19 protein-coding genes are annotated in these 21,067 nt (G+C 66.1%); 6 read left to right on the forward strand and 13 right to left on the reverse strand.

The window, feature by feature from the left end; all coding sequences use genetic code 11:
* Window positions 1–281 precede the first annotated feature (281 nt).
* The 3 genes from BM171_RS14825 to BM171_RS19010 are packed head-to-tail and all read left to right on the forward strand — an operon-like array spanning window position 282 to window position 2,515.
* Window positions 282–1,211 carry a sulfurtransferase gene (locus BM171_RS14825; RefSeq protein WP_093014296.1) on the forward strand — a complete coding sequence of 310 codons (930 nt, stop codon included), beginning with the start codon at window positions 282–284 and terminating at the stop codon, window positions 1,209–1,211.
* Between the two features lie 3 nt (window positions 1,212–1,214).
* Window positions 1,215–2,348, forward strand: coding sequence for a YeeE/YedE family protein (locus tag BM171_RS14830; protein WP_093014105.1), 1,134 nt, complete (start codon window positions 1,215–1,217; stop codon window positions 2,346–2,348).
* Window positions 2,345–2,515 (forward strand): hypothetical protein, encoded by a 171-nt coding sequence (locus tag BM171_RS19010; protein ID WP_175497577.1) that lies wholly within the window; start codon window positions 2,345–2,347, stop codon window positions 2,513–2,515. The genes BM171_RS14830 and BM171_RS19010 overlap by 4 nt, the downstream gene beginning before the upstream one ends.
* A 4-nt stretch (window positions 2,516–2,519) precedes the next feature.
* Here BM171_RS19010 and BM171_RS14835 read toward each other — a convergent pair whose 3' ends face one another.
* The 11 genes from BM171_RS14835 to aroQ form a co-directional block, all read right to left on the reverse strand.
* Window positions 2,520–4,034, reverse strand: a complete 1,515-nt coding sequence (locus BM171_RS14835; RefSeq protein ID WP_175497578.1) for a class I adenylate-forming enzyme family protein — start codon at window positions 4,032–4,034, stop codon at window positions 2,520–2,522.
* A gap of 48 nt (window positions 4,035–4,082) precedes the next feature.
* Complete coding sequence (locus tag BM171_RS14840) at window positions 4,083–4,508, reverse strand: PaaI family thioesterase (protein ID WP_093014108.1); 426 nt, start codon at window positions 4,506–4,508, stop codon at window positions 4,083–4,085.
* Between the two features lie 3 nt (window positions 4,509–4,511).
* Window positions 4,512–5,642, reverse strand: coding sequence for an acyl-CoA dehydrogenase family protein (locus tag BM171_RS14845; protein WP_093014111.1), 1,131 nt, complete (start codon window positions 5,640–5,642; stop codon window positions 4,512–4,514).
* A gap of 34 nt (window positions 5,643–5,676) precedes the next feature.
* Window positions 5,677–6,873: an acyl-CoA dehydrogenase family protein gene (locus tag BM171_RS14850; protein ID WP_093014115.1), complete on the reverse strand. Its 1,197-nt coding sequence runs from the start codon at window positions 6,871–6,873 to the stop codon at window positions 5,677–5,679.
* Window positions 6,874–6,884: 11 nt separating this feature from the next.
* Window positions 6,885–8,063 (reverse strand): acetyl-CoA C-acyltransferase, encoded by a 1,179-nt coding sequence (locus BM171_RS14855; RefSeq protein ID WP_093014118.1) that lies wholly within the window; start codon window positions 8,061–8,063, stop codon window positions 6,885–6,887.
* A 12-nt stretch (window positions 8,064–8,075) separates the two neighbouring features.
* On the reverse strand, window positions 8,076–10,172 hold the full coding sequence (locus BM171_RS14860; RefSeq protein WP_093014121.1) for a 3-hydroxyacyl-CoA dehydrogenase NAD-binding domain-containing protein: 2,097 nt from the start codon (window positions 10,170–10,172) through the stop codon (window positions 8,076–8,078).
* A gap of 32 nt (window positions 10,173–10,204) precedes the next feature.
* Entirely contained in the window at window positions 10,205–11,044 is an 840-nt protein-coding gene (locus tag BM171_RS14865) for an IclR family transcriptional regulator (RefSeq protein WP_245760284.1), read from the reverse strand.
* Window positions 11,044–12,381: a TRAP transporter large permease gene (locus BM171_RS14870; RefSeq protein WP_093014124.1), complete on the reverse strand. Its 1,338-nt coding sequence runs from the start codon at window positions 12,379–12,381 to the stop codon at window positions 11,044–11,046. The genes BM171_RS14865 and BM171_RS14870 overlap by 1 nt, the downstream gene beginning before the upstream one ends.
* A 1-nt stretch (window position 12,382) precedes the next feature.
* Window positions 12,383–12,904, reverse strand: a complete 522-nt coding sequence (locus tag BM171_RS14875; RefSeq protein ID WP_093014127.1) for a TRAP transporter small permease — start codon at window positions 12,902–12,904, stop codon at window positions 12,383–12,385.
* 84 nt (window positions 12,905–12,988) lie between these two features.
* Window positions 12,989–14,041 (reverse strand): C4-dicarboxylate TRAP transporter substrate-binding protein, encoded by a 1,053-nt coding sequence (locus tag BM171_RS14880; protein WP_093014129.1) that lies wholly within the window; start codon window positions 14,039–14,041, stop codon window positions 12,989–12,991.
* A gap of 130 nt (window positions 14,042–14,171) precedes the next feature.
* Complete coding sequence (gene aroQ, locus BM171_RS14885; protein WP_093014132.1) at window positions 14,172–14,612, reverse strand: type II 3-dehydroquinate dehydratase; 441 nt, start codon at window positions 14,610–14,612, stop codon at window positions 14,172–14,174.
* Window positions 14,613–15,006: 394 nt separating this feature from the next.
* Between aroQ and rpe the strand changes: the two genes are divergently transcribed.
* Both rpe and gph read left to right on the forward strand, forming a co-directional pair.
* Entirely contained in the window at window positions 15,007–15,690 is a 684-nt protein-coding gene (rpe, locus tag BM171_RS14890; protein ID WP_093014135.1) for a ribulose-phosphate 3-epimerase, read from the forward strand.
* Window positions 15,687–16,319, forward strand: coding sequence for a phosphoglycolate phosphatase (gene gph / locus BM171_RS14895; RefSeq protein WP_093014138.1), 633 nt, complete (start codon window positions 15,687–15,689; stop codon window positions 16,317–16,319). Before rpe ends, gph begins: the two co-directional genes overlap by 4 nt.
* Before the next feature lie 43 nt (window positions 16,320–16,362).
* On the opposite strand, the gene BM171_RS14900 is transcribed toward gph, so the two are convergent.
* On the reverse strand, window positions 16,363–17,574 hold the full coding sequence (locus BM171_RS14900) for an acetyl-CoA C-acyltransferase (RefSeq protein WP_425438954.1): 1,212 nt from the start codon (window positions 17,572–17,574) through the stop codon (window positions 16,363–16,365).
* Between the two features lie 201 nt (window positions 17,575–17,775).
* Here BM171_RS14900 and BM171_RS14905 point away from each other — a divergent pair, with 201 nt between their 5' ends.
* The gene (locus tag BM171_RS14905) at window positions 17,776–19,842 is read left to right on the forward strand and encodes a S8 family serine peptidase (RefSeq protein ID WP_093014142.1); all 2,067 of its coding nucleotides are present in this window, start codon (window positions 17,776–17,778) and stop codon (window positions 19,840–19,842) included.
* Here BM171_RS14905 and BM171_RS14910 read toward each other — a convergent pair.
* Entirely contained in the window at window positions 19,818–20,963 is a 1,146-nt protein-coding gene (locus tag BM171_RS14910; RefSeq protein ID WP_139218716.1) for a phosphatase PAP2 family protein, read from the reverse strand. The two genes, BM171_RS14905 and BM171_RS14910, sit on opposite strands and share 25 nt — an antisense overlap.
* Window positions 20,964–21,067 lie beyond the last annotated feature (104 nt).

Here is a 21,067-nt window from a genome sequence, read left to right on the forward strand (position 1 = left end):
ACAGGACAGTTTTTCCTTATCTCGCGGGAGATATGGATCGACGTTTTCGTGAGTCACCCGAAATCGTGTCTGAAAAGAACGTCGTTTGCGAAAGCGGGGCAAGTGCGAGACGCGCGTCTGGCGCGAAGCCGTGCGAATGGAGCGGCTTCTCCGACTTCGATGTCCGGATCGAACGCGCGTTTCCCGGCGACCCTGCCCTGCGCGGCCTGCCGGACTTGAAACCGGGCGCAATCTCGCCAATTCGCATGGAAACAGCACTCGCCCCACTCATGGAGGATCGCATGACCCGTATCGCTCTGACTTCGACGCTCGCCCTTCTCGCCGCGCCCGCGATGGCCGCGATCGAGGGGCCGCTTGTCGCGCCCGCCGATCTTGAAGCCGAGCTCGGCTCGGACATCCAGATCCTCGACATCCGCGCCGAGGGCGAGGACGGGTTCGCGGGCGGACATATCGAAGGCGCAGTGAACGCGCCCTATGGTCTTTTCCGTGGCCCCGCCGAGAACCCCGGCCAGATCGTTCCCGCGGATCAGCTGACCGAAACCTTCCGACAGCTGGGGCTCGAGACCGATCAGCCGGTCGTCGTGACCTACCAGGGTGAAAGCGTCACCGATTTCGGCGCCGCGGCGCGCGTCTACTGGACCCTGAAGTCGAGCGGGTTCGAGGAAATCGCGATCCTCAATGGCGGTCTCACCGCCTGGACCGAGGCAGGATACGCATTGTCCACCGACGCCGTACAGCCGGAGCCCTCCGACATCACCGTCACCTGGGATGACAGCTGGACCGCGAGCGTCGAGGATGTGCAAGCCGCCATCGACGGCGAGACCGATACGACGCTCGTCGATGCGCGGCCCGAGAGCTTCTGGAACGGCCAGCAATCGCACGCTGCCGCCGCGCGGCCCGGCACGCTGCCGCAATCGCAGTATTTCGTGCATTCGAGCTGGTTCTCGGACGGCCCCACCATCATCGACGCCTCGGCGGCGCAAAGCCTCGCCGAAGAGAACGACCTTGCGGGCGCGGACGGCCTGATCTCCTTCTGCAATACCGGCCACTGGGCCGCGACCAACTGGTTCGCCCTGTCCGAACTTGCAGGCGCCGAGAATGTAAAACTCTACCCCGAAAGCATGGTCGGCTGGTCGAATGCGGGCTATGAGATGGCCAACGTTCCGGGGCCGCTTCGCAGCCTGTGGCTCAACATCAAGAACACGTTCTGATCCATGTCCACCGCAACGACCCCCGAGGCTGGCACGGCGCCGGCCTCCTCGCTTCTCACCCGCACCGGCCTCGTGGCCGGTGCGCTCGTTCTGGCGCTTATCGTCGCGGCCTTCGTCGGCGCGCGGTATGGCCTGCTCCTGCTGATCGGTCTCGGCTTCGGCATCGTGCTTGAAGGTTTCCGTTTCGGCTTTGCCGGGCCGTGGCGGCAGATGATCACCAAGCGCGATCCGGGCGGCACTCTGGCGCAACTGCTCTCCATCGCGCTCGTCGCCATCGTCGCGATCCCGCTTCTCGCGGATGCAGGCGGCACGCTCGTGGGCGCGCGCGCGCCAGTGGGCTTTGCCATGGTCGGCGGCGCGTTCGTCTTCGGGGCCTGCATGCAGATCGTCATGGGCTGCGGCTCGGGCACGCTGGTCAATGCCGGCAGCGGCAACCCGGTGAGCCTTCTGGCCCTGCCCTTCTTCGCCATCGGCAGCTTCGCCGGCGCCTATCACCTTCTGTGGTGGACCGAGCTGGGCACCCTGCCGCTGATCGCCTTCGACGGCACCTCGGGTCTCGTGGTGACGCTGGGGCTGCTGGCGGCGTCGGCGGGGCTGCTCCTGTTCCTCGCGGCACCCGGCACGCGGCGCATCCCGCGCCGCCTCTGGATCGCGGCGGCACTTCTCGCGGGTTTGGCGCTTCTCAACCTCGTTGTCGCGGGCCAGCCCTGGGGCGTGGTCTACGGGCTGGGCCTCTGGGCCGCGAAGGGTGCGACGGCGCTTGGCGCGGATATCAGCGCGTCGAGTTTCTGGGGCACGCCCGGCAACATGGAGCGCGTGAGCCAGAGCCTTCTGACCGACGTCACCTCGCTCACCAATCTCGGCATCATCGGCGGCGCGTTCCTCGTCGCCGTCTGGCGGAGCGGTCTCGGCCAGGGCCTTCCCGACCTGCCGAAACGCGCCTGGGTCGCCACGGTGATCGCGGGCTTCCTCTTGGGCTATTCCTCGCGGATCGCGTTCGGGTGCAACGTGGGTGCGTTCTTCTCGGGCATCTCGACGGGTTCGCTGCACGGCTGGGCCTGGTTCGTGGCGGCCTTCGGCGGCGCGTTCGTCGGAGTGAAGCTGCGCCCGGTCCTCGGGCTGGAGGGTCGGCGATGAGAACGCGCAGACTGACAGCCGGACTGACGGTGCTGTTCATCGCCGCGCTTCTGATCTTCGATCAGGCGCAAAGCGAGCCGGTGAACCGCTTCCAGCAGCCAGCGACCATCGCGCTCGGATCAGGCCAGGCGGCGGGCGGCGCGCATTGCGCGGCCCTGCCCGACTAGCGCTTCAGCCTTCGGCCACCATCTCGGCGAAAGTGTCGAGGATCTTGTGCTTGAGGATCTTGCCCGTCGCGGCGGCGGGCAAGGCCTCCACGATGAAGATGCGAGAGGGGCGCTTGTAGCCCGTCAGCCGCTCTTTCACAAAGGACTTGAGCTCCTCCTCGGCCACAGCATACGGCTTCGTGATCTGGCAGAAGGCGAGCACATCCTCGCTGCCGCCGTCGAGCTTCTTGCCGACCACCGCCGATTGCACCACCGCCGGGTGATCGTTGAGCGCGGCCTCGACCTCGGGCGGATAGACGTTGAACCCGCCCCGGATGATCAGCTCTTTCGAGCGGCCGACGATGTGCAAGCGGCCCTCGCCGTCGATCTTGCCGAGATCGCCCGTGCGCATGAAGCCGTCCTCGGTGATCGCGGCTTCCGTCGCGGTAGGGTTTTTGTAATAGCCTTTCATGATGTGCGGGCCGCGCGTCTGCACTTCCCCAACGCCCGGCTCGTTGCCGACGCTTTCGTCGAGCCGCACCTCGACGCCGGGCAGCGGCGGTCCGACAGAGGTATCGGGATCACCCAGCACGTTCTGAGTGCCCGACACACCTGCGGTCGTCTCGGTCATGCCATAGCCGTTCTGGAGAGGAAGGCCGTAGAACGCTTCTGCCTTGCGCTTCCAAGCGGGATCGAGCGGCGCGGCCCCGGAGGACACATAGCGCAGGCGCTCGGACCCGAGCGTCTCGTGCCCGTGCTCGGCGGCATAAGCCATGAGAACGGCGTGCATCTGCGGCACGGCGGGCACCACGGTCGCCCCGCGCTTGAGCGCGTCGTAAAGCGCCTCGGCCGAGAAGCGGGTGGCCAGCTCGACGGTGCAGCCGGCCAGTGCCGAGGCCATCAGCATCGAGGCGAGCCCGAAGACATGGGTCAGCGGCAGCGCGCCATAAACGTGATCCTCGGGCATGAGCCGGCGCAGATCGCGCGAGGCACGCGCGGCGAAGATGAGGTTGCCGTGGGTCAGCATGACGCCCTTGGGCGCGCCGGTCGTCCCGGTCGTGTAGAGGATGACCGCGACCTGCTCCGCACCCGGTTCCAGCGGCTCGGGCGCGCCGCCGCGCCGCGCGGCCACGTGCAGATCGCCGACATCGGTGTGCAGCTTCTCGGCCTTGAGCGCACCTGCATGGGCCGCCGCATCCTTCGAGACATGGCTGGTGAACAGGATGACCTTCGGCTCGGCGTGATCCTCGATCCGCGAGAGCTCCGCGGACGACATGCGCGCGTTGACCGGCACCGCCCATGCATCGAGGCGGCTTGCCGCGAAGATCGTCACTGCCACGGCAAGGCAGTTCTCGGCCACGATCATCACCCGGTCACCGGGACCGACACCAAGGCCGCTCAGCACCGCGGCCATTTCCTCGGTCAGGCGCGCATAGGTCTTCCAAGATATCCGCGCAGTTCCGTCGATCACCGCAACCGCACGGGGCCGCGGCGCGGCGCTGGCGGCGATCATCTCATGCACCCGCGTGAATTCGGTCATGTGATCCCAGTCCTTTTCGCATATTCCATGAGTGGGGCTGCCACCCGGTCAGGCGTCGCCGCCCGTCGCCATCCGCTCGCGCGGGACACGCTTGAAGACGCCGGTGGCGGTGGCGACGAGGCGTCCGTCCGCGTCTTCGAGCCGTCCTTCGATGAAAAGCAGCGATCGCCCGCCTCCGGTCACACGGCCGGTCGCGGTGACGCGCTTGCCGATATCCGCCGGCCCGACGAAGCTCGTCGTCATTGATACCGTCAGGAACGGCGCGCGCCCGGTCTCGTCCACGGTCAGGCTGCCCGTCGCACCCATCGCATTGTCCAGCATCATCGACACGATCCCGCCATGCAGCACGCCGTGCCGATTGGCATGCGCCTCGCTCACATCGAGATGGCAGCGGGCAGAGCCGTCCCCTTGTCCCACATCGAGCACGTAACCGATGCTGCGCTGCGCGCCGGTCTCCCCTTCGATCACCGCCATGCTTCAGGCCGCGCTGAGACGGATGAAGCGTTCGAGGTGGTAATCAGTGTCGCCGAAGCGATGGTCGATCATCGTCAGCCGCTTGGCGAGATGACCAAGCGCATATTCCTGCGTCATGCCGATCCCGCCATGCATCTGGATCGCCTCTTCGGCCACCAGCCGTCCTGCGCGGCCGATCAGGTTCTTCGTCGCGCTGACATGGCGCTCGCGCTCCACACGGCCCGCGTCGAGGTGCCCCGCGAGATTGATCGCCGCCGAGCGCGCCTGCTCGATCTCGATCAGAACATCCGCCATGCGGTGCTGCAGCGCCTGAAACTTGCCGATGGGCTGGCCGAACTGCTTTCGACCCTGCAGGTAGTCGACGGTCAGCGCGCGGATCGTCTCCATCAGGCCCACCGCTTCCGAGGACAGCGCCGCGGTCGCGCGCGCAGCTGCTTTCTCAAGCGCGGGATAAGCCTGGCCTTCTTCGCCAAGGATCGCATCGGCGGGAATGGAGACGTCCGTCAGCGTCACCTCGCCCGCGCGGCCACCTCCATTCATCGCGTAGTCGCGTATATCGACCCCGTCCGCGCTCGCGGGCACGAGGAAAAGCGAGATACCGTCCTCATCGGCCGCCGCGCCGCTTGTCCGGGCGGAGACCACGAAGGCTTCCGCGATGCCGGCATGGCCGACGACGCTCTTGCGGCCGGACAGCGTCCAGCCCGCATCGGATTTCTTCGCTTCGGTCGTCACATGCTCAAGGTCATAGCGGGCGCCGGGCTCGGTATGGGCAAAGCTCAGGATCTTGCCGCCGACGATCTCCTCGATCACCGCCTTCTGCGCGTCAGAGCCGATATCCGCGATCAGGCCGCCCGCAAGCACACCCGTCTCAAGGAGCGGCTCGAAAGCGCCCGCTCGGCCCATCTCCTCGAAGACGACGGAAAGGTCGAAGCCCGCGCCGCCGAACCCGCCATCGTCCTCGGTGAAGAGCGCGCCGATCACGCCCATTTCCGTGAGCCCGTCCCAGAGCGCGGGGATATGACCCGCCTCGCTGTCGGTCGCCTCGTTGAGCGCCTCTGGCGTCACGTTCTCGCGCAGGTAGCGGCGAAGGCCGTCCTGAAGCATCTGCCGTTCTTCGGTCAGTTCGAAATTCATCTTGGTCCTCCTGTGGAGCCGGCGCGCGGGGCGCTCAGAGCTCCAGAATCGCTTTCGAGATGATCTGCCGCTGCACCTCGTTCGAGCCGCCGTAGATCGAGAGCTTGCGGTTGTTGAAATAGCTCTGCGTCGCGGGCAGCGCGTAATCGGGGCCGACGGGCTCCACGTTCGCGCCCTCGTCGAGCGCTTCGGAAACGAAAGGCATCGCGAAGGGTCCGACCGCCTGCCGGGTCAGCGCGTTGATCTCCTGCCGGATCACCGTGCCCTTGATCTTGAGCATGGAGCTTTCCGCGCCGGGCGCATTGCCCGCGGCGGCGGCCGCGATGGTGCGCAGGTTCGTGGTCGCCATCGCCATCAGGTCGATCTCGACCTGCGCCATCTTGGCGGCGAAGAACGGGTTCTCGATAAGCGCCTTGCCGCCGGATTTCTCGAGACCCGCGATCCGCTTGAGATTTTGCAGCGCCGCATTGGCAAAGCCGACCCCGGCGATGTTCGTGCGCTCGTGGGTCAGGAGGTACTTGGCATAGGTCCAGCCCTTGTTCTCCTCGCCGACGAGGTTCTCGACCGGCACCTTGACGTTCTCGAACCAGACCTCGTTGACCTCGGCCTCGCCGTCGATGAGCACGATGGGTCGCACCTCGACGCCGGGCGTGTCCATGTCGATCAGCAGGAAAGAGATCCCTTCCTGCGGCTTGCCCTCCTTCGAGGTCCGCACGAGGCAGAAGATCTTGTTGGCGTACTGGCCAAGCGTCGTCCAGGTCTTCTGGCCGTTGACGATGTAATGGTCCCCGTCGCGTTCGGCGCTCGTCTTGACCGAGGCAAGGTCAGAGCCCGCGCCGGGCTCCGAATAGCCCTGGCACCACCAGTCGTCGCCCGAAAGGATGCGAGGCAGGTAGTGATCCTGCTGTTCCTTGGAGCCGAACTTCATCAGGACCGGCCCCAGCATGTTGACGCCGAAGGGCACGATGCGCGGGGCGCTCGCCCGGGTGGTCTCTTCCTCGAAGATATGGCGCTGCACGGCATCCCAGCCGGTGCCGCCGAATTCCTCGGGCCAGGTCACGCCGAGCCAGCCCTTCTCGTTCAGGATGGCATGCCATTCCTCGTAATCCTCTTTCACGAGGTGCTTGCCGCCCGCGACCTTGTCCGAGAGACGCTTGGGCAGTTTCTCGTCCAGAAACGCGCGTACCTCGTCCCGGAAGGCTTTCTGTTCATCGGTATAAGTGAGGTCCATGAGATGTCTCCTCAGCTGAAAATCTCGAAAAGGCCGGCAGCGCCCTGGCCGCCGCCCACGCACATCGTCACGACGCCGAGCTTCGCACCCCGGCGACGCCCTTCGAACATCAGGTGCCCGGTCATCCGCGCGCCGGTCATGCCGAAGGGGTGGCCCACGGCGATGGAGCCGCCGTCCACGTTCATCTTGTCGTTGTCGATGCCGAGCTTGTCGCGGCAGTAAAGCGCCTGGCTCGCAAACGCCTCGTTGAGTTCCCAAAGGTCGATATCATCGACCGAAAGCCCTTCGCGCTCCAGAAGGCGCGGCACGGCGTAGACCGGCCCGATCCCCATCTCGTCGGGCTCGCAGCCTGCGACAGCGAAACCACGGAAGCGCCCGAGCGGGGTCAATCCCGCCTTCTCGGCCTCCTTGGCGTCCATCATCACAAGCGCCGCCGCGCCGTCCGAGAGCTGCGAGGCGTTGCCAGCGGTGATGTACTTGCCCGCGCCGCGCACCGGCTCGAGCTTCTGGAGCGCCTCGAGCGTTGTGGACGGGCGATTGCATTCATCGCGGGCGATCGTCGCCTCTTCGTGGGTGACTTCGCCCGTCTCCTTGTTCTTGACGGCCTTGGTGACGGTCATCGGCACGATTTCCTCATCGAAGCGGCCCGCCTCCTGCGCCTCGGCGGTGCGCATCTGCGACTGGTAGCCAAGCTTGTCCTGGGCCTCGCGGCTAACGCCGTAGCGATCCGCGACGATGTCGGCTGTGTCGATCATCGGTAGGTAGAGATCGGGCTTGTTCTCGAGGATCCACTCGTTCGGGGCTTCATCCGGCGGCGGCTGCACCCCCGAGATCGACTCGACGCCGCCCACGAGAACGGCTTTCGCGCCCTCCGAGGCGATCATATGCCCGCCCATAGCGATGGCCTGAAGCCCGCTCGCGCAGAAGCGGTTGACCGTGGTGCCCGCGATGGTGACCGGAAGCCCGGCACGGATCACCGCCTGCCGGGCAATGTTGCGGCCGGTGACGCCCTGCGGATAGCCGCAGCCCCAGATCGAATCCTCGATGAGCGCGGGATCGATGCCGGCGCGTTCGACCGCAGCCGCCGCGACATGGCCGGTGAGGTCCGCGCCATGCGTGATGTTGAAAGTGCCGCGCCCGGCCTTGCCGATGGCGGTGCGTGCGACGGAGACGATGACGGGATCGTTCATGATAATCCTCCCTCAGCCTTGATCGTTTAGGCTGGCAAAATTGGCATTGTCGGCGACGAGCCGTTCGAGAAGCGGCGCGGGTTGCCAGAAGAAATCGTCCTCCTCGGCATACTCCTTGATGTCTGACAGAAGGTCCGCGAGGCCCGCGTGATCGGCCCAGTGCATCGGCCCGCCGCGCCAGCGCGGAAAGCCGTAGCCGTAAAGGAAGGTCACATCGACATCGAGCGGGCGCTTGGCGATGCCTTCCTCGACGACGCGGGCAGCCTCGTTCACGAGCGCGGCCATGTAGCGGCGCTGGATCTCGGCGTCGGTGAACTCGCGCGGCGCGATCCCCTGTTTCTCGCGGGCTTTGGCGACAAGCTCTTCGACCTCCGGGTCTTCCTGCCCGCCACGCTTGCCTTCCTCGTAGATGTAGTAGCCGCGCCCGGTTTTCTGGCCGAGACGCCCGAGATGGTAGAGCTCATCCGCCCAGGTCGGCACCACGTCGCGCGGATCGCGCGTCGGCTCCTTGCGCTTGCGGGTCATGTAACCGATATCGAGCCCCGCGAGATCGCCCATCTCGTAGGGGCCCATCGGCCAGCCGAAGGCCTTCACGGCGCGGTCGACCTGGTAGGGACTCGCCCCTTGCAGGACCATCCGGTCCGCCGCCGCGCGATACTTGGCAAGGATGCGGTTGCCGATGAACCCGTCGCAGACGCCAGCGCGCACCGCCACCTTGCCGAGCTTTTTCGCCAGGGCGAAGGCCGTCGCGGTCACGTCGTTCGCAGTCTGGTCCGCAACGACCACCTCGAGCAATTTCATCACATGTGCGGGCGAGAAGAAGTGCAGCCCGATCACGTCACCGGGGCGCGAGATGCTCGCCGCGATCTCGTTCACGTCAAGATAAGAGGTGTTGGTCGCCAGGATCGCGCCTTTCTTCATCACGCGGTCGAGCTCGGCAAAGACCTGCTTCTTGACGTCCATGTCCTCGAACACCGCTTCGATGGCGAGGTCCGCCTCGGACAGCGCGTCATAGCCCGTCGCCGTGCGGAACCCGTCCGACAGGATGCTGTCCTTCTGCGCGTCCGAGAGCTTCCCGCGTTTCACCGCGCCTTCGAGGTTTTTCGAGATCGTCGCGCGCGCCTTGTCCGCCGAGGCCTCGTCACGTTCGATCAACGTCACATCGAGCCCGCGCGTCAGCGCCGCCGTGGCGATGCCCGCGCCCATCGTGCCGCCGCCGATGACCCCGATCCGGGCGACCTCGCGCGGGGCAACGCCCTCGATCTCGGGCAGCTTGGCGACCTTGCGCTCGATGAAGAAGGCGTGGATCAGGCCCGCGCGCTGCGGCGTCTCCATCATCTCGCGGAAGATGCGGCGTTCTTCGTCGAGCCCCTCGGCGATGTCCAAACGCGTTGCGGCCTCGACCGCGTCGATGGCGGCAAGCCGCGCGACCTCGCCTGCGGATTTCTTGCGCCAGAGCGCGCGCGCCTGCTCGAGCGCCGCCTCGTCCGTTTTCGGGCATGGCAGCGCGCCCACACGGCGCGGGCCTGCGCCTTGTCCGACCAGCTCGCGCGCATAGGCGAGACCGGCCTCGCGCGGGCTGCCCTCCCCGAGCGTGTCCGCGAGCCCCCGCGCGACCGCATCCTCGGCCGAGAGATTGCCGCCGGCAGGGATCATCTGCACCGAGGCGGCAACGCCGATGAGACGCGGCGTCCGCTGGGTGCCGCCCGCGCCCGGAATGATGCCGAGATTGACTTCCGGCAGACCGAGCTTCGTGCCCGGCATCGCCACGCGGTAGTGACATCCCAAGGCGACTTCGAGACCGCCGCCCAGCGCCGCGCCCTGGATGGCCGCCACGACCGGCTTGCCGCAGGCCTCGATCCGGTTCACCACTTCGGGCAGCCAGGGGTCTTGCGGCGGCTTGCCGAACTCGGAGATATCCGCCCCGCCGATGAAAAGCTTACCTTCACCGAGGATCACCGCCGCATGCGCGGCCTCGTCGGCATCGAACCGCTCGATCGCGTCCCAGAGACCTTGCCGCACGGCATGGCCGAGCGCGTTCACCGGCGGGTTGGCGATGGTGATGACGGCGATATCTCCGTCCATCTCATAGGCGACGACGTCGCTCATGCTGCACCTCTGTAGTCTTTGCGTTTCATTACCTAGCCCCGCATCGTCATTGCGGAACCCTGCCCCATGATCCGTTCGAGCTCGCCCACCGCTTCGTTCAGCTTCGGGCCGACCTCTTGCCGCATCCGTTCGATACTGAGCGCCTCGGGCATCGCCCCGCAGGTGAAGACCACGGGCTCCGAGAGATCGCGGGAATGGAAGGGCCGCGCCACGGCGTGGATATTGGCGGCGTAATACTGGTCGGGATCGGTGATCGAGAAGCCCTGCGTGATGAGCTGGCCCCAGGCGTCGCGGCGGATCTCGAGCGCGCGCTCCGGCGTCAGCCCGCCCGCGCCGGCGACGTTCGCGACGGTCTTCTCAAAGACGTCTTCGGGCATCGCCGCGAGCAGCGCGTGCCCCGAGGATGTGCCGTTGAATGGCAAGCGATGACCGATCTCGAGCCACAGCGAAGAGATGCCGCGTGGGCGCCAGGTCTTCAGGATGAGAAGCTTCTTGTCGTCGCGCACCAGCAGCAGCGACATGGTTCCCGTCTCGTCCGCGACCCGCTGCATGATCGGCCCCGCGAGTTCCACGAAGGAAATAGACGATGTCGCGACGTTGCCGAGTGCCAGGAGTGCAGGTCCGGGCCGATAGCGGTCATGCCGGCGGGCGTGGTTGAGATAGCCAAGCGATTGCAGCGTAAAGGTCAGCCGGGAGACCGTGGATTTCGGGATTCCGGTCCGTTCCGAAATCTCCGCATTGCCGAGCCCGTCATCGGAGGCGCGGAACGCGCGCAAGACCGCGAGTCCCCGCGCCAGCGTCGTCGCAAAGCGGCGGTCGGTCTCGTCCTGCGGCAGGATGCGGATATCTTCCTCGGGTCGCATGCCGGTCATCACATCGAACTCGGGATCAGGAGCGACAGGATCGGGAACGCCATGATGAGCGCAAGCACAAGCACGTCAATGCTGAGGAAACGCAGGATGCCCGAGAAGATCCGGTCGATGGGCACATCCTTACCGACAACACCCGAGATCACGAACACATTGAGCCCGACGGGCGGTGTGATGAGGCCGATCTCCAGGAGTTTGATGACCACGACGCCGAACCAGATGAGGTCCCAGCCATAGCTTTCGACGAGCGGCACCATCAGGGGCAGCGTCAGCACCATGATCCCGATCGGATCGAGGAACATGCCGAGCACCAGGTAGATGATCGCGATCGCGACAAGCAGAAGGACCACCGACAGGTTTGCGTCCGAAACGAAGGAGACGATGTCCGAGGCAACGCCCGTCAAGGCGATGAAGGCCACGAAGATCTTCGCGCCAGCGGCGATGATGAAGATGGACGTGGTCTGGATCACGGTCTCGCGCAGGCTTTCCCAGAGACCCGCGAAGGTCAGCTTGCGCTGCGCGAAGCCGATGAGGATCGCTGCGGAGACACAGACCGCCGCTGCTTCGGTCGCCGTGAAGATGCCGCCATAGATGCCGCCGACGATGATCACGAAGAGCGCAACTGCCGGCCAGGCTTCAATCGCCGCGTCGAAACGCTCTCGCGCGGTGATCTTGCCGGTGAAGGCCGGAGCCGCCTCGGGCTCGCGCCAGACCCAGAAGAAGATGACGATCAGGAAGCCTGCGAGCGACAGAAGGCCGGGGATGATGCCCGCGAGAAACAGCGCCGAGATCGAGGTTTCCGTGAAAATGCCGTAAATGATGAACAGCACCGATGGCGGGATGAGCGATCCGAGCGTGCCGCCCGCGGCAACCGAGGCTGTCGCGAGCCGCTTGTCGTAGCCCATCCTCAGCATCTCGGGCGAGCAGATCCGCCCCATCGTCGAGGCGCAGGCAATGGACGAGCCGGTGATCGCCGAGAAGCCGCCACAACCGACGACCGAGGCCATCGCCACGCCGCCGGGCACCGAGGCCAGCCAGACACGCGCCGCGTGGTAAATCTTCGTCGTGATCTCCGCGCGATAGGCGATGTGGCCCAGCGCCACGAAGAGAGGGATCATCGAAAGATCGTAGGAATGAACGAGGTCGAACGAGTTCGAGAAGACGAGGCTCGACGTCGGCGTGAACGCTCGCTCGGGCATGAAGGTGCCGGTTCGGAAGGCGAAGATCGCGAAGGTGCCGAGGCTGGCGACGCCCGCGAGCGCGAAGGCAATGGGCACGCGCAGCGCAAGCAACACGATGACGGCGGCGAAGGCGATGAGGCCAATCGTGGTCGGATCCATCTCAGGCCTCCTCGGTCTGTTCGGGGCCGTAGCCCGTATCAGCCAGAGGCTCGCCCCGGCGCATCGCGCCGATGTCGCGCCAGACCATGATCGCCAGCCGCAGCCAGCAGAAGGAGATGCCGGCGAGGAAGATCACGCGGCCCGGCCATTTCGGCAGATTGAGATCGCCGAAGAAGTATCCCCCGGAGGCAATCGTATGCGTGACCTCGCGCCAGCCGGCCCAGATGAGCGGCGCCAGCGCCAGAAGTCCGAAGATCGAGCCGAAGACAACCAGCCCGTCCCGCACGCGCGGCGGCATCCGGTTGGAGACGAATTCCACCACGATATGCGCGCGGTTCGCGGTCGTCGCGGCCAGGGGCAGGATCACGGCGGCGACCATCAGCTCGGCCACCATGACAATCGCGTCAGGCACACCCGAATTGAAGAAGGCGCGCAGAAGGACGGTCGCGGTGATCAGCACTCCAAGGCCGAGGACGGAAATGATCGCCAAATCCACGAGAAGGCGCTCGATACGGCGCAGCATCGCGAAACCTCATGAGGAAGGGGATTGGGGGGGCGGCGCGCTTGCTGGGCAAGGCGCGCCGCGTGTTCGTCGAAGATGCGGGCCTTAGCCCTGCTCACGCTCCCAGGGGTAGCCCTGGCTGTCGCGCTCTTCTTCGTATTTCTCGAGAAGGCCGCGATATTCCTCGAGCATCGCCGCACCGTCGAGACCCAGGCCGGAGACCTGCTCGACCCACTCGTCGATATACTTGGAGCCCTCTTCGACGAGCTTGCTCCGCTCTTCGGCAGGCAGTTCGATGATCTCGACGCCCGCCTCGCGCATCGTCTCGATGGCGGCTTCGTTGTCGGCGGTGATGAGACGGCCCAGCTCGTCCGACATCATGCGGCCCGCTTCGAGAAGGACGTCCTGCTGTTCGGCCGGCAGCCCGTCGAAGGATTGCTTGTTCATGAAGATGCCAAGCGCGCCGGTCTGACCCCAGTTGAGGAGCGTGTAGCTGTCGATGACTTCCTGCTGTTTCAGCGCGGCCGTCGCGTAGGAATATGTCTGCGAGCAGTCGATGAGCCCCGTGTCGAGCCCCTGATACGCGTCGTAGATCGACATCGGCACGAGGTTCGCGCCGAAATCGCCGAACGTATCGCCGTAAGCGCCGACGCCGCGGACCTTGAGCCCTTCGATATCCTCGACCGACCGGATCGCGGTGCCCTTGCAGCCGATATGGACCGCGGAGGTGGTGAATGTGCCAAGATAGACGAGGTTCTGCGCCGCGAGGTACTCGGTGATCTGCTCGTTCGAGCGCATGATCTCGTCGGTCGCCTTCATGCCGACCCAGGCGTCGGAATTCTCGAGCGGCATGTCCGCGATGCGGTAGGGGGCCATCTCTTGCGGGAAATAGACCGCGATGATCGTGCCGAGATCGGCCACGCCGTCAGCGATGCCGGACAGCGCCGCACCCGCCTTGAAGAGCGCACCGCCCCACTGGATGTTAAGCGAAAGATCGCCACCCGACATCTCCTCGACCTGTTCTGCAAAGAAGTTGAGCGACTCGCCACGCGCGCCGCGGTTCGGGCCCGCCTCACCGACGAACAGATCTTGTGCTGTGGCGGCTCCAGCCCCACAGATCATCACGCTTGCCAGCGCAGCTTTCATGAAACGCGTCATAGTTTCTCCTCCCAGTTCTACTATGCGGAATTGATTTCCGCTATATGGCTACAGAAATCAAACGCCACGTCAACGGCCATCCGCGCAAAACCGCGGATGCTCTTCGCATGACTGGAAAAGTCGAGGAGGCTTAGCTGCCCAGCAAGGACAGGATGCGCCGAATCGCGAAGCGGTAGCCGTCCGTTCCGCAACCCGCGATCACCCCATCGGCCCGCCCGGAAATGTACGAGTGGTGGCGGAAGCTCTCGCGCTTGTGGATGTTGGAGATATGCACCTCGATCACCGGCCCTTCGAACGCGTTGAGCGCATCGAGGATCGCGATCGAGGTATGGCTGTAAGCACCGGGATTGATGACGATCCCGTCCGCCCGGAGCCGCGCCTCGTGAATCCAGTCGACGAGCTGGCCTTCCCAGTTCGATTGCAGCGCCTCGATCTCGGTATCGGACGTCTCCGCGATCGCCGCGCAATCGGCGGCGATGTCGGCGAGCGTCTCGCGCCCGTAGATTTCGGGCTGACGCTGGCCGAGCAGATTAAGGTTCGGCCCGTTCAGAAGATAGATCGTCTTGCCCATAGGCGGCCTCGTGCGACGCGGATGGGTCCGTTGTCGCCCGTCGCGGGGCGATCAGGCAAGACGAGCGCGCGCCTCGGGACGAGCGTTGTGGCGGAAAAACCGCCCTCAGTCGAAGAGGCTGGGTGTCTTGCGCCCGAATAGCCGTGCAAGCGGCCCGTTCGGCGATGTGCCGAAGCAGCAGGCCAGAACGTAGCGCAGCGGGTCGAGTTCAGTCATCGGTCATGTCCCCAAATCAGTCGATGCTTCCCTGAAAGGGGCAGTTAGACCGAAACCGTGACGTCTCCATGACATCGGCGATCATTCGCGCCCGGCGCGGCGGAGCGACGCTCTTCCCCTCTGGGCAAGACCGTGCCAGATACGACAGCGACGACCCCAGCCGGAAAGCGCGCGCCTCATGCCATTCGACCGTTCGATCAAGATCGCCCCGTCCATCCTTTCGGCCGATTTTGCCGATTTCGGCCGCGAGATTCGCGCCATCGAGGATCAGGGCGCCGATTGGGTGCATGTGGATGTGATGGACGGACATTTCGTGCCGAACCTCACCTTCGGCCCGCCCGCGGTGAAAGCCTTCCGTCGCCATGTGACCACGGTCATGGACGTGCACCTGATGATTGCCCCGGTCGATCCGTATATCGATGCCTATGCCGATGCCGGTGCGGACATCCTGACCGCCCATGTGGAGGCAGGCCCGCATAGTCACCGGACGCTTCAGGCGATCCGCGCGGCGGGAATGAAGGCGGGCATCGCGCTCAACCCCGGCACCCCTGCGGAGGCCGTGGCGCATCTGCTCGATCTTGCGGACCTCGTCTGCGTGATGACGGTGAATCCGGGCTTCGGCGGGCAGAAGTTCATCGACATGACCGCCAAGGTCCGCACCCTGCGCGAGATGATCGGCGACCGCGAGGTGCATATCGAGATCGACGGCGGCGTCGATCCGACCACCGCGCCGCTGCTGGCAAAAGCCGGGGCCGATGCGCTCGTTGCGGGTTCGGCGGTGTTCAAGGGTGGATCGGTCGACAAGCCGGATGTCTATGGACGGAACATCAAGGCGATCCGCGAGGCGGCAGAGACCGCGTGAGGATCGTCTTCGATCTTGACGGCACGCTCATCGACAGCGCGCCCGAGATCCGCGGGATCGCCAACGCGCTTCTGGCCGAGGAGGCGCGCGCGCCTTTGACGCTGGAAGAGACGAAAGGGTTCATCGGCAACGGCGCCCCGGCCTTCATCGCGCGGATGCGCGCGGCGCGGGATTTGCCCCAGGCGGCACAGGACCGCCTCTTGCACGGTTTCGAGGCTCGGTACGAGACCGCGTTCGGCCTCACGACGCTGTATCCCGGCGTTCGCGCCGCGCTTGAGGCTCTGCGCCGGGAAGGCCACGTTCTCGCCATCTGCACCAACAAGCCGATCGGCCCCACCCTTGCCGTGCTAGCGCATCTGGGACTGGAGCCATCCTTCGACACGGTGATCGGCGGCGATAGCCTGCCGGTTCGCAAACCCGACCCCGCGCCGCTCTGGGCGGCGATGAAGGGTGAGCCGGCGGTCTATGTTGGCGACAGCGAAGTCGATGCCGAAACGGCGGCGAGAGCGGGCGTGCCGTTTCTGTTCTTCACGGAAGGCTATTGTCATCTGCCGCGTGAGGAGATCACGGCGGCAGCGATGTTCTCCGACTTTGAGGATTTACCGCAGCTCGTCTCCGCATTCGCCTGACGGAGCGAAGGTATCAGCGCCGAGCCGCGCCATCCCGTAGCGGCTACATCACCTCCACCGCGATCGCCGTCGCCTCGCCGCCGCCGATGCAGATCGAAGCGACCCCGCGCCGCGCCTGCCGCGCACGCATCGCGCCAAGCAGCGTCACGAGGATACGCGCACCCGAGGCTCCGATCGGGTGACCGAGCGCGACCGCGCCGCCATGCACGTTCAGTTTGTCATGCGGGATATCGAGTTCTTTCATGGACGCCATCGCGACAACGGCGAAGGCCTCGTTGATCTCGAAAAGGTCCACGTCGTCCACCGACCAGCCGGTCGCATCGAAGAGACGCCGCTTGGCGTGGATCGGCGCTGTCGTGAACCAGCCCGGCTTTCCGGCATAGGCGGCATGGCCGACGATCCGGGCCAGCGGCTCGAGGCCCAGCCGCTCCGCTTCGGACGCGCGCGCCAGAACGAGCGCCGCCGCACCGTCGTTGATCGACGAGGAAGATGCCGCGGTGATCGTGCCGTCCTTCTTGAAGGCGGGGCGCAGGCTCGGGATCTTCTCCGGGTCGATCCTGTCCGGCCCTTCATCGCGGGCGACTTCGGCACTGCCCTTGCGGCTTTTGACCTCGACTGGCGTCAGCTCCCAGTCGAAGGCGCCGCTCTCGGTGGCCCGTTTCGCGCGCGTGACGCTTTCGATGGCGTAGGCATCCTGCGCCTCGCGCGTGAACTGGTAGGCCTCGGCGCAATCCTCGCCGAATGTGCCCATGGACCGGCGTGTGCCATCGGGCGCGATGTCGTAGGCATCCTCCAGCCCGTCGAGCATCATGTGGTCCAGAACGCGCGAATGACCGATCCGCGCACCGGCGCGGCCCTGCGGCAGAAGGTACGGCGCGTTGGTCATGCTCTCCATACCGCCCGCGATGGCAATGCCGTGTGAGCCTGCGCGCATCGCGTCGACCGACTGGATCACGGCTTTCATGCCCGATCCGCACACTTTGGAGACGGTTGTGCAAGGTACCGAAACCGGCAGCCCGGCACCCAAAGCCGCTTGCCGCGCCGGCGCCTGACCGAGGCCGGCAGGCAGGACATTGCCCATCAGCACCTCGCCGACCTCGTCAGGTGCGAGCCCTGCCTGCGAGAGCGCCGCGCGGATCGCTGCGGCACCGAGCTCGGTGGCCGAGACGCCAGCGAACGCCCCCTGGAACGCGCCGAGCGGCGTGCGGGCCGCCCCGCAAATGAGAATCGGATCATCGGTGATGTCGCGTGGCAAATCAGCCTCCCAAACAAGCTCTCAGGTACTTTGGCGCAGCTTATCCGAGAGAGCAAACTGCCCTAGCGTTAAGCTCGCCCGCAAGCACGTGAATCCAAGCGTTAATAAATCGTGAATGCTGCGCCTGCATGCCGCGCCGCCATTGCGTCGTTGCCGCGTCATGGCAGTGTTTGCTCCGGGTGACGCAGAGAAGGGCACGAAATGAGCATTCCAACGCATGAGGGAATTGTCTGGAGCGACGCCCAGCCCCTGCCCGAACCCGGCGACGGCTATTCCCATTGGGAAGCCGCAACCAAGACAGAGCAACTTCGCGCTGTCATGGTCTTTGCCGAACTCCGCGAAAGCGCATCCGTGACCTCCCTCAGGGATGCGATCCTCGCGCTGCAGGCCGAACCCATGGCCCGCATGCAGGCATCCGAGCTCGATGCGCTCGATGCCGAGATTGCCGCGCTCGACGAGATGGCGCGCGGCAAGGGCAGCAGTGAGGCCGGCGACCTCTCCCCGCCGCCTCCTGCTTTTCCCTGGCCGGTCCGTGTCGCTGTCTTCTGGCTCGGAGCGCTCGACGAGCTGCCGGACTATTGCCGGCTCATCCATGTCGGCCCGCGCGTGGCACGGCTCAACGAAGCCGACCCCCGCGACCGCGATCCGATCGCACGCCATGCCGCGACGGGGCGCGGCACGACACCGATCATCGCCGCCATCGATGACGGGATCGGTTATCTCAATGCCCGCTTCCGCCGCAGCCTGAGCGAAACCCGGATCGAGAAGATCTGGCTTCAGTCCGAGCCGCGCGGCGATACTCACGGTGTCGTGGAGCCGCTGCCGGACGTTCGGATCGGCCAAGTGCTCACCCGTCGTGACATCGACCGGGAGCTGGCAACGGGCCTTGACGAGGATCACCTCTACCGGATGCGGAACGCCGGGCTTCTGCCGCGGGATGTGCGGCACTCGACCGATCACCGCGCGGCGCATGGAACGCATGTTCTCGACCTCGCCGCGGGCGCAGAGTGCACGGGAGACGACCCATTGCGCGATCTGCCGATCCTCGCCGTGCAATTGCCGCCCGCCGCGATCGCCGAGACCTCGGGGCGCAAGACGGAAGGTTATGTGGCCATCGGCCTGCGCTGGATCGTGACCGAAGCCATGCGCGCTTCGACGTGCGACGGACGCCCTGTCGTCGTCAACCTGAGCCTAGGTGCGCTGGGAGGACCGGGCGACGAGACCGCTTTTCTTGCCGAGTGGTGCAGCTCTGAAATCGCGCGCTATGAACGCCTGACCGGCGGGCGGCTCCAGATCGTCGCCGCTTACGGCAATGCGCGGCTCGACCAGCTTGTCGCCCGCAAGGAGGTCTGCGCCGACGCGCCGCTCGCACTCGACTGGCGCATTCAGCCCGATGACCGCACAGCGAGCTTTCTCGAACTGCGCGCACCAGGAGGCGGTGCCGGAAAGCGCGTGTCGGTGACCGTGCCCGACCCGCGCATCGCGCCGCTGGTGCTCGACTGGCCGGATGCGGGACAGGTGCGTCTTCTGCAGCGCGGACGGCATGTGATCGCGGCGCTCTATTCCGTGTCCGCACCCGCGGGTGGGGCGTGCCTGGTTCTCGCCGTCGCGCCGACAGCGCGCTGGGATGACGGTGCGCTTGCCCCGGCAGGCGCCTGGAAGCTCTCGGTCGAGAGCGCGGCTTCGGCCCTCGTCACCGCCGAGGTGCTGCGAGACGACACGCCCTACGGCTTCCGCCCGCGCGGGCGGCAATCCTATCTCGATGCGCCGGGCTGGGATTGGGATGCCGAGCTTGGAGGCAACGCCGCGCCGGCCTTCGGGAATCCGATCTCACGGCAGGGAACGGCCGTCGCCTATGCCGGCGCCACGAGCGCGATGCTGTGGTTCGTCAGCGCCGCAGGGCCGGCAACCGGTCAGCCGGGCGCCCACATCGCGTCGCGCTATTCGGCCGAAGGCATCTCATCTCTCGGGCGTCCCGGGCAATCCGTGGGCCCGACCCTGTCCGCACGCGGCGATGACGGCGTCTTCCTGACAGGCCAGCGGGCATCGGGCGTTCTGACCGGCAGCGTCGCGCGGTTCTCGGGAACCAGCGTCGCGGCACCTCGGGTCAGCCGCGCGCTTGCCAGCCTCTGGGCGCGCCAAGGCGGCTCGGGCGATCCCGAAGCCGACCTCATGGCGATCCTCGGCGATACGCCGCCTCTGCCCCGCCCGGACCCAAGGCTGGGCCGCGGCACGCTACACGATCATCCCCATTCGCGCAGCGCCTGAGCACCGATCGCACCGAGAAGCCGCGAGCGGCGTCCTTCGCTTACGGCGTTCGAGATGCTGCCCGGCACAAGCGCGCGCACCCATTCACGCCAGGCATCCAGCGTGAACCCGCCATTCCAGGAGGCGGCGTCGGGCGCGAAAGGCGCGCTCGGCGCGAAGTCATGGGTCAGGGACTCGCCGAGGATCGGACGCGCGAGCGCAAGACCGAGCATGAAGCCAAGAAGCCCGCCATAGGCGCTGTCGATGGGAAAATGCACGCCTGCCACTGTGCGATTGTCGGCGATACGCGCCGCCAGCGCGAAGGGCATTAGCGTCCATTCATCGGCCGGGGCCGGCTGACCGACCGCGGTCAGCGTCTCGATCACGCCGACAATGGCGCTCTCGTGCGGGCGGCGCCCCTTTTGCGACATGAGCGCGAGGATCGTGGCGAACGCGAAAGCCTCTGTCGCGTGGCCGCTCGGGCAGGAGCCGTGACCGGGCGTCTGGATGATCGGTTGCACTTTCGGGGAATATGCAATGGGGCGCGGCACGTCCGCGGCGAGTTTCACTGCCTGCTCGGGCTGGATCACGACGTCGTAGACACGGCCCAAAAGCTCCATCGTCCAGCGCCGCCGGGTCGCGTCGAGCTGCACTTGCGTGCCGAAGAAGGAGAGCATGTCGCCCTGTTGTAGCAGGATCTCCGGCAGCCGGTCGGATCGCAGATCCATCGCGGTACGCAGATACGGCAATTGATGCACTCCGAGATCCTCGGCGCTCGGCGTCGGCAATGTCAGAGAGATGCCTCGCGCGGACACGCGCGGCGCTTCGGGCGGGCCGGCGACGGAGAAAAAGCCGCTCATTTCTTGCGCGACCACCGCAGCCCGCGAGCCGGGTTGCAGGGCGCGCAGACGATCGATCATCGTCGCGCTCGGCGCAGGCGGCACCTCGCCCTGCCCGTCCCAATATCCCATCAGGCCCTCGGCCGAGACGCCAAGCGCGCTCGAAAGAAGTGGCGAGCCGCCGCCACCGGCATGTGTGCCATGCGTGCCGTGCGTGCCGTGCGTCCCATGGGTACCGTGCGTGCCGTGGGTGCCGTGCGTCCCATGGGTTCCGTGCGTGCCATGGGTTCCTAAAATCGCCATACCGAAAAACTCCTCGCCTGAAATATGCTGGCGGAGTTTGATACCGGTTCGGCCCGGCGCGAAGAAAATTCGCAAAACGGGCACGAAATTCGCGAAGAATTCAC

It is taken from the genome of Roseivivax halotolerans (assembly GCF_900115815.1).
GTDB classification, from domain to species: Bacteria; Pseudomonadota; Alphaproteobacteria; order Rhodobacterales; family Rhodobacteraceae; genus Roseivivax; species Roseivivax halotolerans.